We start from the raw sequence: 12939 nt of genomic DNA, 5'->3' as shown, positions 1-12939 counted from the left end.
ATTATGTTTAAATATGTATCTGATGTAAGTAATATATATCATAATATAATAAATTCTTTCGTAGAAAATAAAAGTGTAGCAATAGATGCTACCTTAGGAAATGGCCATGATTGTGATTTTTTAAGTGAGATTTTTAAAAAAGTTTATGCCTTTGATATACAAGAAGAGGCAATAAATTCATATAAATTAAAAAATAAAGAAAATGTTGAAGTTATTTTAGATTCTCATGAGAATTTTAAAGATTATATAAAAGAAGAGGTAAATTGTATAGTTTACAATTTAGGCTATCTTCCTGGAAATAATAAGGAGATAACTACGGTTTCACATAGCACTTTAAAAAGCATAGAAGTAGGATTGGATTTATTAGGTGATAATGGAATAATGATAATAGCCCTTTATAGTGGACATAAGGAAGGAAAGATAGAAAAAGAGGAAGTTATTAAATTTACAAGTAAATTACCTAAGAACAAATATGGAGTTTTACATAGTGAATTTATAAATAGAGCTAAAAGTGCTCCTTCCTTAGTTGTTATTGAAAAGAAATTTAAATAAGATTTAAGTAATTATAGAGAGGATTTTTAAAATGGAAAGTCAAGATTTAATGAGATTAATTCAAGTTAAGTTTCCAAAGCTTAGTAAAGGACAAAAGCTTATAGCTGAATATATATTAAAAAATTATGATAAGGCTGCATTTATGACAGCAGCTAAATTAGGAAATAATGTTGGTGTTAGTGAATCTACAGTTGTTAGATTTGCCACAGAGCTTGGATTTTCAGGATATCCAAAGTTGCAAAAAGCACTTCAGGAATTAATAAAAAACAAGTTAACTTCTGTTCAAAGATTAGAGTTATCAAATGACTTTATAAGTGAAGAAAATGCTCTAAAGGGTGTTTTAAAGGCTGATATAGAAAATATAAGAGCAACCTTAGAAAAAATAAATCATAAGACCTTTGATGAAGTTGTAAATGAAATATTCAAAGCTAAAAGAATATATATAATAGGACTTAGAAGTTCTACTGCCCTTGCAGAATTTTTAGGCTTTTACTTAAATCTAATATTAGATAATGTAAGAGTTGTTTCAAATGGTATAAGTGATACCTTTGAACAAATGCTTAATTTAGGAGAAGGAGATTTAGTAATAGGAATAGGATTTCCTCGTTATGCACTAAAAACAATAGATGCCTTAGAGTTTGCTAAAACAAGAAATGCTAAGATAGTATCTATTACAGATAGTTTAATTTCACCTTTAGCATCTCAATCTGACCATACACTTATAGCCCAGAGTAATATGGCTTCATTTGTAGATTCCTTAGTAGCACCTTTAAGTGTAATAAATGCTTTAATAATAGCAGTTGGTATAAGAGAGAAAGAAAAAATAACATCAACATTTAGTGAACTAGAGAAAATATGGAAAGATTATAACGTATATTCATACAATAAAAATAATATAGAACCATAACAAAAAGCTATACAAAGGATATAAATTTTATTAAATAATTTAAATTATAAAGTTATATTCTTGTATAGCTTAAATTTTATAAATCACATAAAAAATCAAGGACATAACAAGTTTCTATAGTTATATAAACATAAGAAATTAGCTTTAAAATCATATCTCTTATAATTTATTCTATATTAAATAACCATTTTATTAATAATTTAAATTTAGGCTTATTTAAACTATATAACATAAAAATTGATACTAAAAAGACACTTAAAAATATTATTATTAATACTAATAATCCTAAAGCAGGATTTCCAATTATGAAATTCATTAACTACATCTTCTTTCTTAATAAACTCTTAATTAAATTATAAAATTTTTAAAAATAAAAATCTAGTTAAATTGTAAATACTTAACTTATTCTTCTTGTAAACACTAAAATTTTATATTTATCTTTACTTATACCTTTGTTGACAAATGTATTTAATAAAGTTTATTATTAGTTTGATTCAATTAAATTAAGGAGCTGATAAATTGGCTAAAGTAATAGTTATAGGTGCTGGTCCAGCTGGAATGATGGCAGCCATATCTGCAGCAGAAAATCATGATGTTATTCTTTTAGAAGGAAACGAGAGAATAGGAAAAAAACTATTTATTACAGGTAAAGGAAGATGTAATGTAACAAATGCTAGGGATATAAGTGAATTTTTTGATTTTATACCAGGAAATCCACACTTTTTATATAGTGCATTATATACATACACAAATATTGATGTAATGAATTTTTTTGAAAATGCTGGAGTTAAGTTAAAAGTAGAGAGAGGGTCTAGAGTATTCCCAAATTCAGATAAATCTTCGGATATAATAAGTGGTTTATCAAAAAAATTAAAGGAAGAGGGAGTAGACCTAAGATTACATAGTAAAGTTAAAGATGTTATTTTTAATAATAATAAAATAGATGCTGTTATTTTAGAGAATGGTTCAATTATTAAAGGAGACTATTTTATAATAACAACAGGAGGAAAATCATATCCTTTAACTGGTTCTACAGGAATAGGTTTTGATTTGGCTAAAAAGATGGGACACACTATAATAGAACCTAAGCCATCTTTAGTCCCTATAGAAATAAAGGATGAATGGGCTCATAAATTACAAGGGCTCTCTCTTAGAAATATAGAACTTAAAATAAGAAATAAAAAAAATTCTAAAATAGTTTATAGTGGACAGGGAGAAATGCTATTTACTCACTTTGGAATATCAGGACCTCTTGTTTTAAGTGGAAGCAGATTTATAAAAGAAGGAGAAAAGTTTGAAATATCTTTAGATTTAAAACCAGCTTTAGAAGAAAAGCAGTTAGATTTAAGACTTCAAAAGGATTTTAAAAAGAATTTAAATAAAGATTTTAAAAATTCTTTAGATGAACTTTTACCAAAGAAGCTTATACCTATTATTATAGAATTATCTAATATAGATGAAAATAAAAAGGTTAACTCTATAACTAAAGAGGAAAGAAAAACATTATTAAATTTATTAAAAAATTTAACTTTAGAAGTAAAAGGATTAAGAGATATAAAGGAAGCTATTGTTACAGCGGGGGGAGTCTCAACTAAAGAAATAGACCCTTCAACTATGCAGTCAAAAATCATTAATAATCTTTATTTTGCTGGAGAAGTTATAGATGTAGATGCCTTTACAGGAGGATTTAATGTTCAAATAGCCTTATCAACAGGATATTTAGCAGGAAAATCAATTTAAATTTATAATTATCTAATAAAGTTAATAAAAGGTTTATTAGTTTATAATAAGCTTTGTAGTAAACTAAAATAGAGTATATATTTTAAAGATGTTTTTAGGAGAAAGGACTTAAAAGTTATGAATAAAATAATTACAGTTGCTATTGATGGTCCAGCAGGAGCTGGAAAGAGTACTATTGCTAAAATAATAGGAGAAAAATTTAATTTAATGTATATAAACACAGGCTCTATGTATAGAGCTGTTACTTTAAAGGCCTTAGAAAATAATATTTCAGCTTTAGAAGTTGATAAATTATTAGTTATGATAGATGGAATGGATATGCACTTTGAAAATGATGAACTTATATTAAATGGTGAAAATATAAATTCATTAATAACTATGCCTAATATAAGTAAAAATGTTTCAGCTTATGCTTCAATAAGGGAAGTTAGAGAGAGATTAGTTAATCTTATGAGAAAGATGGCTTTAAAATATAGCGTAATAATGGATGGAAGAGATATTGGAACAGTTGTATTAAAGGATGCTACATTTAAATTTTTCTTAACTGCAAGTCCTGAAGAAAGAGCGGATAGAAGATATAAAGAACTTATGGAAAAAGGCGTAGAAGTTAACTATGATGAAATATTACAAGATATAATAAAGAGAGATTACCTAGATTCTAATAGAGAAGTAGATCCTTTAAGAAAGGCAGAGGATGCTATTGAAATTGATACTACTGGAATAGATATAATGGGAGTAGTTGAAAAGATATCTAGCTATATGGAGAGATAATATGGAGAGAAATGTAATTTTAGCTAAAAACGCTGGATTTTGTTTTGGAGTAAAAAGAGCAGTTGATGAAGCTATAAAATATCAAAAAGAATTTAATAAAAAAATTTATACTTTAGGACCTTTAATTCATAATAATGATGTAGTTACTTATTTAGAGGATAATAATATTTTTGCAATTGACCTTTCAGAGGCTGATTCCTTACAAAAAGGTGATGTTGTACTTATAAGGTCTCATGGTGTTAAAGAAAGTGTAATAAATGATTTAACAGAAAAAGGATTAATAGTTAAAAATGCTACTTGTCCTTATGTAACTAATATTCAATTAAAGGTTAAGAAATGTTATGAAAAAGGATATAAAATAATAATTATAGGAGATGAAAATCATCCTGAGGTAATAGGCATAAATGGATGGTGTAATGATTCTGCTATAATAACAAATGGTAAGAAAGAGCTTGAAAATATTCCTCCTAAAGTTTGTGTTGTTTCTCAAACTACTGAGAAAAAGGCAACATGGAATAAAGTTTTACAAGAAATAGTTGATAAAAGTAAGGAAATAGTTGCATTTAATACTATTTGTTCTGCTACTGATGTTAGACAAAAGAGTGTACAAGAACTTTCACAAGAAGCAGATTTAGTTTTTGTTATAGGTGGAAAAAATAGTTCAAACACAACTAAACTATATGAAATATGTAAAAAGGAATGTCCTAAAACTTATCATATAGAAAATGTTAAGGAATTAGATGAAAATTTATTAAAGGATGAAAATCTTAAAACTATAGGAATTGCTGCTGGGGCTTCTACCCCTGATTGGATAATAAATGAAGTAATTACTAAGGTTAAAGAACTTTAATTTTAAATATAGTCCTACAATTTATTTATAATTACTTTATACTACTGGTATTAAACTGGAAATTGTTTTATACTTATAATATATGACATAGTTTAGGAGTAGTAGTATGAATATAGTTAGATTTAAGTTGTGGGATTATTTTAAATATGCAAAAACTTTAAATTTATCCTTAAGTCGCCTTTATTTAAATTATTTTTTAAAGGTAACTTATAAGAATAAAGTTTGTATGTTATGGGAAATAAAATATGTGTCAAATTTTAATGCCTATATAAAAAGAATTATCAATATTGATAATGATAGAAATTGTATTGAAGATAAAGAAGTATTTTCTGACTTTAATATAAAAAAATATATATATGAAACATTAGAGGAAAATGAGGAATTCGCTTTGAAAAATTATGGGTTTGAAAAGAGGTCTTCTAATATAATGTTAAAAATGAATATTTGTGATTTTAATAAATATAATGAAGAAAATTTTGAGTTTGCTCCCTTTATTAAAGGGCAAGATGAAGAGGTTAGATGTAAGATTCAAAATGAAATTTTCCATGAAGAAAATAGAATTCCTTTGAAAACTAGAGATATTGTATATGAGTGTAATAGAAAGGCTTTTTTAAAAGATTTAGCTTTTTTTGAATTAAAAGATAGTAATATAATAGGCTATGGTCAGGTATTACTTTTAAAAAATAAATATACTATTGCAAACTTTGGAATTTTAGAGGAATTTAGAGGCAAAGGTTATGGGGAAGCCTTACTTATACACATATTAAATCAAGCTAAAATAAAGGGATTACAAGAAATTTACATTAAAGTTAAAGAGGACAACTTAAAAGCTTTAAATCTTTATAAAAAGTTAGGATTTAAGGAGTATTCAAGAACGAACATATTTGAACTATTAGGATAAACTAAAAATAAAACTTACTAATCTATTTTAAAATGATTGATTTAATCTTCTTAAAAAGATTGGTAAGTTTTATTTTTTTATAAAAGTGTATCTGTTGGAACATAGGAAACCTTTGTTTTAAATACACTATCTGTTAAGTGATTGCTATAGTAAGCTCTATCGCTTAATTCTAAGCTTGAACCTTCTTCAGTATTATTATTTTTTTCTACCTCTTTTAAATCGTACATAAAATTTCACCTCCTTTTAAATAGTATTATCAATTTTTTGTAATCTTATTAAAGGAAGATTAAATATTTTATATAGACAAATTTATTTTATTATTATATAATAATTATTATCAATTAAAGAATGAGGTGCTTTTTTATGGAAAATAAAATTAGCTTAGTATATGAAAATGGAGAGTTTACTGTTTATATAAATAATGAAGTTGTTTCAGTTAATAAATACATGGATAATGCTTTAGAAAAATTTACTCAAACAGTACATAATAATGCAACACCAAAGTCTATTAAGTGGGAAAATATAGAGGAAGATTTAAAAGGATTAAATTTAGAAGATTTAGAAATAAATAGTGAATTTAAAACTTTAACTTATAAAGATATGAAGTATTTTTACAGTACAGATAAGATATTTAATATGCATGGTGGAAAAATGCAACCTTTATTAGGGGGATATCAATTATTTTCTTTTATAGTAAAAATGCTTTCTGAAAAACATTTAGATGATTATTTAGATATATTAAACTTTTGCGAAGATATATTAAAATGTAAAGTTACTTATAGAACTCCAGGAAGTAATTTTATAGTTTCTAGTCCTGCTTTTAACTATGGTTCAGCTTCTTATGATTTTGCAACTGGAAAAATTAATAAGGGAGCTTCAATTGAAAAAATGTCTTTTGAAGATTTTAAAAATTATATATTTGAAATAATAAAATAACCTTTGGCATTGCCAAAGGTTTTTTTATTTATTAAAGATTAATAATCTTGATACTCATAAGGAATATTTCCTACAAATCTTCTGTTTGTTAAAACTATGTACCAGAAAGTTAAAAAGGCAATAAAGGAAAATATAATTCCTAAAATTGTCATTAAAATACCAAAGCCAAAATTTCTAAGAATCTTATAAAAAACTATAAAACAAAAAATAAAGTTTATTCCAGGAATTAAGTAAAGTATTCCCCATAAATAAGATAATCCAGCTAAATGTAGCATTTGAAATTCTCCAAGTACAGGTATAAACATTAACCAAGAATTTTTCAAATTAGCTCTCTTTGCCATTACATAACTTGGATAAATTCTTATTAAATATAATATGAAAGCAACTATAATCCCAAAGTTGTTATAATCATATAATTCATGAAAGTACATAAAACCCCTCCTTTTTATAAGATTATATCATAAATTGAATAAAAAATTAAAAGGATATGAATATATTAAATAATAAAGACATAAAGACTTAAAATAAATTATTTTATAAATTTAATAATATTTATTTAAAGCACTTTAAATTTATAAAAATAAAAAAATGATATATTATTAATAAAAAGTTTTTTAGATAATTAGTACTTTTCTAAGAGAAGTTAAAAAAATCTTAAATTTTAATAGAGATGTGTAAATTTAGGATAAATTGACAATAAATCTTTTGATATATATTCTAAAAATATAAATTTAATATTATTTTTAGGAGATGATTAAAATGTGTACTCACATAAATATTTCAAGTGTTAATAATAATTTTTATTGGGGAAGAACTTTAGATGCACCCTTTAATCCTTTTGAGGTTAATTCTAAGGTAACAATTGTTCCTAAAAATTTCACTTTAGAAACTGAAAGTACTCCTTGGAAAACTAAATATGCTTTTTTAGGAATAAATTTATCAGGTTCTACATTATTTTTTGATGGAGTTAATGAAAAAGGCTTAGCTGGAGGACTTTTATTTTTTAAAAGATGTACATGGGATAAAAAAGAGAATATAGAAAAAGAAGGGCTTATACCTATTAATAGTGGTGAAATAGTTACTTGGATTTTAAGTAATTTTGAAAGTGTTAAGGAGATAAAGGAAAATATAAATAAGGTTGTAGTAACTTCTGATGATATTCCTTCCTTAGGAGACCTTGGAAAAGGAAATCCTATTACTGCTCATTATACCTTTACAGATAAAAGTGGAAATTCAGTTGTATTAGAACCAACAAATAATGGTCATTTTACTGTTTCTGATAACAATGTAGGAGTTCTTGCTAATGACCCAGCTTTTGATTGGCATATGACTAATTTATCAAATTACATTGAAGTTCAAGGTGTTAATAGTGAAGGAGATAAGCTAAATAATAAGACTTTTCTAGCTCCTATTTCAAACGGTTCAGGAATGTTAGGTTTACCAGGAGATTATACTTCCCCATCAAGATTTGTGCGTGTAGCTTATTTAAGAAATCTTATAGGAGAAATTACTGATAAGGAAGCACCAGCAAGGGTTTTTAGTATTTTAAATTCTGTTTGGGTTCCTAAAGATGTTGAACGTTTTTGTGAAAATAAAAATTATTCAGATTTTTCAAGTTATATGTGTGCATATGACCAAAATTTAGGTAAATTATATTTACGTACTTTTAATACTGTAGATACAAGAGAATTTTCTTTAGAAAACTTAAAAGAAGGTAATATTGTAACCTATGATATTTAAAAAATAATTTTTACATATAAAAGTCTTATTTTTAAGACTTTTTATTTTTTTATTACAAAATTTAAAGAAAGTTAATCTTTTAAGTTTATATAACAAGATTTAAAAAATCTATCTTTTAATAAAAATAAATTTTATGCTATAATACAACAGATAAGAATTTAAATTGGAGGAAATGAAATGACATTAGAAAATAACATTGATAAAAAACTTTTCTGTATTTCTACATACGGATGTCAGATGAATGAAGAAGATTCAGAAAAACTATCAGGGATGTTAAAATCTCAAGGATATGAAAGAACTGAAAATAAAGATGAAGCTTCTATCATAATCTTTAATACATGTTGTGTAAGAGAAAATGCTGAAAACAAGGTTTTTGGTAATCTTGGACAACTTAAACAATTAAAAAAGAAAAATCCTAATTTAGTAATAGCAATTTGTGGATGTATGATGCAACAAGTAGGTATGGCAGACAAAGTCTTAAAAACTTTCCCTTACGTTGACATAATATTTGGAACACATAACGCTCACAAATTTCCTGAGTACTTAAATAGAGTTCTTCAAGAGGGAGTTCAAGTTAAGGAGATACTAAACAAAGAAGAAGGTATTGTGGAAGGATTACCTATAGATAGAAAAAGTGATGTTAAAGCTTTTGTTACTATCATGTATGGATGTAACAACTTCTGTACATACTGCATAGTTCCTTATGTTAGAGGAAGAGAAAGAAGTAGAAAATCTGAAGATATCATAAAGGAAATAGAAGACTTAGTATCTAAGGGATATAAAGAAGTAACTTTATTAGGCCAAAACGTAAATTCATATGGAAAAGGCTTAGAAGAAGACATAGATTTTGCAGGTCTTTTAAGAAAAGTTAATGAAGTTGAAGGTTTAGAGAGAGTTAGATTTATGACATCTCATCCTAAGGATTTAAGTGATGATGTTATAATGGCTATAAAAGAATGCGATAAACTTTGTGAACAAGTACATCTTCCTGTTCAAAGTGGTTCATCAAGAATATTAAAAGAAATGAATAGACACTATGATAGAGAATATTATTTAGACTTAGTTAAAAAAATTAAGGCTGAAATACCAGATGTTACTTTAACAACTGATATAATAATTGGATTCCCAGGGGAAACTGAAGAGGACTTTTTAGATACTTTAAGCCTTTGTGAAGAAGTTGGATATGATTCAGCATTTACATTTATATATTCAAGAAGAAATCATACACCAGCTGATAAAATGGAAAATCAAATTCCAGATGATATAAAACATGATAGATTTAACAGATTAGTTGAAGCTATAAATAAAAAAGTTATCTTAAAAAATAAAGAATATGAAGGTAAAGTTGTAGAAGTTCTTGTAGAAGGACCAAGTAAAAATGATGAAACTAAATTAACTGGAAGAACTAGAAATGGTAAATTAGTAAACTTCCCAGGAGATGCTAATTTAGTTGGTAATTTAGTAAATGTAAAAATTTTAAGAGCACAACCTTTCTCATTAATAGGAGAAATAGTAGAATAATAAAAAAAGATATGTCTTATTTAAGACATATCTTTTTTTATTATAAGTTTTATATAATATATAAAAGGTAACTTAATATAAATTATATTTTATATAAAGGATAAAAATTTATAAATTAATATATACTATTTAGGAATAAGACAAATAGTAAGATAAAATTTAAATATAGTCGAATTATAATTTAAATTTTGCTTAAAATAATTCGTTATTAAATATGCTTTAAAGTTTATTATTTTTTTATTGAAAGTTTTCTTGCAACTTTTAAAATGAAAGTGCTTTTTTTAAAAAATTGCATTTTTATTTTATAAATACTTGATTTTAATAAAAAGTTGCAATATAATTAACTTATGAATTTCATTTTGAAGAATTAAAAAGGGGGACTTATGATGAAGATACCTTGTTCAATGATGACACAACATCCGGATAACGTAGAAACATATATTTCGATACAACAAGAGCCAGAAGAGGCAATAAAAGGATTAACACCACAAGAAAAAGGTGGTTTAGGCATAGAGGAAGTAATGATAGATTTTGAAGGTAAGTTAACACCTTATCATCAAACATCACAAATAGCTTTAGGATTAATTTCAAATGGAATAATTCCAGGAAAAGATGTTAGAGTAACTCCTAGAATCCCTAATGCTAATAAAGAGTCAGTATTTAGACAACTTATGAGTATAATGTCTATAATTGAAACAAATGTTCAATCAAAGGAATTAACAGGAGTTCCTGCTATATCTGAAGTGGTTGTTCCTATGATAGAAACTGGTAAAGAAATTTCAGAGTTTCAAGATAGAGTTAATTCTGTAGTTGATATGGGGAATAAGAACTACAAAACTAAATTAGATTTAAATAGTGTTAGAATAATACCTTTAGTTGAAGATGTTCCTGCCCTTGCAAATATAGATAAAATATTAGACGAACATTATGAAATAGAGAAAAGTAAAGGGCATATTTTAAAAGACCTTAGAATAATGATTGCAAGATCTGACACAGCAATGTCTTATGGATTAATTTCAGGAGTTTTATCAGTTCTTATGGCAGTTGATGGAGCTTATAAATGGGGAGAAAAGAACGGCGTAACAATAAGTCCAATTTTAGGATGTGGTTCTCTTCCATTTAGAGGACATTTTTCAGAGGAAAATATAGATGAAATACTTGCTACATATAGTGGAATTAAAACTTTCACATTCCAATCTGCATTAAGATATGACCATGGCGAAGAAGCGACTAAGGAAGCAGTTAGAGAGTTAAAAGCAAAAATATCACAGTCAAAACCTAGAAACTTTAGTGAAGAAGATAGAGATTTAATGAAAGAGTTTATAGGAATTTGCTCAAAGCATTATCTTAAAACTTTCTTAAAGGTAATAGATACAGTTTCTTTTGTTTCTGATTTTATACCTAAAAACAGAGATAGATTAACTAAAGCTAAAACAGGCTTAGAATATAATAGAGAAGTTGCAAACTTAGATAATGTAGCTAATTTAGTTAAAGATGAAGTTTTAAAAGCAGAAATACTTAGTATAGATAATACAAAAGAATATGCAGTTCCAAGAGCTATTTCTTTCACAGGAGCTATGTATACTTTAGGAATGCCACCAGAACTTATGGGTATGGGAAGAGCTTTAAATGAAATAAAGACTAAGTATGGTCAAGAAGGAATAGATAAGCTTTTAGAAATTTATCCAATATTAAGAAAAGACCTAGCTTTTGCTGCTAGATTTGCAAATGGTGGAGTTTCTAAAAAAATTATAGATGAAGAAGCTAGACAAGAATATAAAGAAGATATGAAATACGTAAATGAAATATTAAATCTAGGACTAGATTATGATTTTATAAACGAAAATGAATTTTATCATACTTTACTTAAAACTACTAAGCCAATAATTATGCATCTTATGGGACTTGAAGAAAATGTAATGCGTAATAGTAAAGAAGAACTTAAAATCTTAAATGAGTGGATAGTAAGAATGGGTAAAGTAAGAGGCAGTATAGGTTAAAAACTATAAAGTATAACAGCTAAATAAATATTATAAATAAATAAAAAAGATATAAATCTTAATATTTATAAAGTTTAATTTAAAGGTTTACATAATATACATAATTTGTTAACATTAAAGTATAAAGTATTAGTGGGGTGGTTATTTATGTTTCAAGAATTTATACCCATAAAAATTAAAAGTTTAAGTTTTAAAAGCAAAACATAAAATTAAATTTTTAAGCTTTATATTTATAATTCTTATCTTACTATCTTTTAGTTAAGAAGATTTAGTTTATGAGCTTATATTATTTAATTAAATTCTAAACTACCATATTAAATCAGTTTAATAAAGGGAGGGTTATTTATGGATTTAAATAAACTAAAAGAAAATAATATAAGGGAACTAGAAATAGAACAATGTAGAAAAGAAATAGATAAGACAGTTAGAGAATTACTAATAATTAGAGATAAATTTTATAAGGCAAAGGAAGATTTTTTTAAAAAGGAGACTAAAAAAATAAATGAGTTTTTAACAGAGGATTTAAATTTTTTTAAGGATTTAAAGGGAAAAGAACTTATTTATAGATTAGAAAATGAGGAGGTTTCTGAAGTAAGAATTACCTTTTGCAATGATTATATAAAGATTCAAAATAAAGAATATAGATTTTTAATAGATAGCGATTTTGATTTATGTAAATTAAATTGGAGTATAAAAGAAGATTTTGGCTATGAACATTTAGATAGAGGTTATAAAGTAGAAGGAAGAGAGGAGTGGAATAAAGAGTTAAAAGATTTAAAATTAGTGAAAAAAGCTTATGAAGAAACAGATATTGAACTTATGAGATTAAATGGGGATATATTTTTCTTTAAAATAGAAGATATAGCTACTTCAAGAAAATTTAAGGTTAAATCCTTAGTAGATTTTATAAGAGAAGAATTAGAAAATTTATAAAATAAAAAATATCACTAGATTTTTCTAGTGATATTTTTTATTTTAATTTAATTATTAAAAAAATACATAAATTACATTTAAAATATTT

Annotated in this window: 14 protein-coding genes; 11 read left to right on the top strand and 3 right to left on the bottom strand. The window is 25.5% G+C overall.

The window, feature by feature from the left end:
• The first annotated feature begins 3 nt into the window (after positions 1–3).
• Both mnmM and AC4FQV_RS04965 read left to right on the top strand, forming a co-directional pair.
• A complete protein-coding gene (mnmM, locus tag AC4FQV_RS04970) occupies positions 4–552 on the top strand; it encodes a tRNA 5-(aminomethyl)-2-thiouridylate-methyltransferase MnmM (RefSeq protein WP_491164761.1) in 549 nt (182 codons plus the stop codon).
• A 31-nt stretch (positions 553–583) separates the two neighbouring features.
• A complete protein-coding gene (locus tag AC4FQV_RS04965; protein ID WP_096515963.1) occupies positions 584–1459 on the top strand; it encodes a MurR/RpiR family transcriptional regulator in 876 nt (291 codons plus the stop codon).
• A 166-nt stretch (positions 1460–1625) separates the two neighbouring features.
• On the opposite strand, the gene AC4FQV_RS04960 is transcribed toward AC4FQV_RS04965, so the two are convergent.
• Complete coding sequence (locus tag AC4FQV_RS04960; RefSeq protein WP_491138396.1) at positions 1626–1775, bottom strand: hypothetical protein; 150 nt, start codon at positions 1773–1775, stop codon at positions 1626–1628.
• Between the two features lie 203 nt (positions 1776–1978).
• On the opposite strand from AC4FQV_RS04960, the gene AC4FQV_RS04955 reads away from it, so the two are divergent.
• The 4 genes from AC4FQV_RS04955 to AC4FQV_RS04940 all read left to right on the top strand — a co-directional run bounded on the left by AC4FQV_RS04955 (position 1979) and on the right by AC4FQV_RS04940 (position 5721).
• Positions 1979–3199 carry a BaiN/RdsA family NAD(P)/FAD-dependent oxidoreductase gene (locus AC4FQV_RS04955; protein ID WP_491138397.1) on the top strand — a complete coding sequence of 407 codons (1221 nt, stop codon included), beginning with the start codon at positions 1979–1981 and terminating at the stop codon, positions 3197–3199.
• Between the two features lie 117 nt (positions 3200–3316).
• Positions 3317–3970 carry a (d)CMP kinase gene (gene cmk / locus AC4FQV_RS04950; RefSeq protein ID WP_491164758.1) on the top strand — a complete coding sequence of 218 codons (654 nt, stop codon included), beginning with the start codon at positions 3317–3319 and terminating at the stop codon, positions 3968–3970.
• A gap of 1 nt (position 3971) precedes the next feature.
• Positions 3972–4820 carry a 4-hydroxy-3-methylbut-2-enyl diphosphate reductase gene (locus tag AC4FQV_RS04945; protein ID WP_491138400.1) on the top strand — a complete coding sequence of 283 codons (849 nt, stop codon included), beginning with the start codon at positions 3972–3974 and terminating at the stop codon, positions 4818–4820.
• Positions 4821–4926: 106 nt separating this feature from the next.
• Positions 4927–5721, top strand: coding sequence for a GNAT family N-acetyltransferase (locus tag AC4FQV_RS04940; protein ID WP_491138401.1), 795 nt, complete (start codon positions 4927–4929; stop codon positions 5719–5721).
• Positions 5722–5798: 77 nt separating this feature from the next.
• On the opposite strand, the gene AC4FQV_RS04935 is transcribed toward AC4FQV_RS04940, so the two are convergent.
• Complete coding sequence (locus AC4FQV_RS04935) at positions 5799–5948, bottom strand: hypothetical protein (RefSeq protein WP_491138402.1); 150 nt, start codon at positions 5946–5948, stop codon at positions 5799–5801.
• A gap of 136 nt (positions 5949–6084) precedes the next feature.
• Here AC4FQV_RS04935 and AC4FQV_RS04930 point away from each other — a divergent pair, with 136 nt between their 5' ends.
• The gene (locus AC4FQV_RS04930) at positions 6085–6657 is read left to right on the top strand and encodes a hypothetical protein (RefSeq protein WP_491138403.1); all 573 of its coding nucleotides are present in this window, start codon (positions 6085–6087) and stop codon (positions 6655–6657) included.
• Positions 6658–6695: 38 nt separating this feature from the next.
• Here the strand turns inward: AC4FQV_RS04930 and AC4FQV_RS04925 are convergent, their stop codons facing one another.
• Positions 6696–7088 (bottom strand): DUF5684 domain-containing protein, encoded by a 393-nt coding sequence (locus AC4FQV_RS04925; RefSeq protein ID WP_491138405.1) that lies wholly within the window; start codon positions 7086–7088, stop codon positions 6696–6698.
• Positions 7089–7416: 328 nt separating this feature from the next.
• Here AC4FQV_RS04925 and AC4FQV_RS04920 point away from each other — a divergent pair, with 328 nt between their 5' ends.
• The 4 genes from AC4FQV_RS04920 to AC4FQV_RS04905 all read left to right on the top strand — a co-directional run bounded on the left by AC4FQV_RS04920 (position 7417) and on the right by AC4FQV_RS04905 (position 12851).
• The gene (locus AC4FQV_RS04920) at positions 7417–8397 is read left to right on the top strand and encodes a linear amide C-N hydrolase (RefSeq protein ID WP_491164755.1); all 981 of its coding nucleotides are present in this window, start codon (positions 7417–7419) and stop codon (positions 8395–8397) included.
• 177 nt (positions 8398–8574) lie between these two features.
• Entirely contained in the window at positions 8575–9918 is a 1344-nt protein-coding gene (miaB, locus tag AC4FQV_RS04915) for a tRNA (N6-isopentenyl adenosine(37)-C2)-methylthiotransferase MiaB (protein WP_491138408.1), read from the top strand.
• A gap of 386 nt (positions 9919–10304) precedes the next feature.
• Positions 10305–11918 (top strand): phosphoenolpyruvate carboxylase, encoded by a 1614-nt coding sequence (gene ppcA, locus AC4FQV_RS04910; RefSeq protein WP_491164752.1) that lies wholly within the window; start codon positions 10305–10307, stop codon positions 11916–11918.
• Between the two features lie 345 nt (positions 11919–12263).
• Complete coding sequence (locus AC4FQV_RS04905) at positions 12264–12851, top strand: hypothetical protein (RefSeq protein ID WP_491164749.1); 588 nt, start codon at positions 12264–12266, stop codon at positions 12849–12851.
• The last annotated feature ends 88 nt before the right edge of the window (positions 12852–12939 follow it).

It is taken from the genome of Clostridium sp. TJA038, assembly GCF_058310255.1.
The sequence above is the reverse complement of the archived record's forward strand: the minus strand, read 5'-3'. Positions and strand labels throughout refer to the sequence as shown.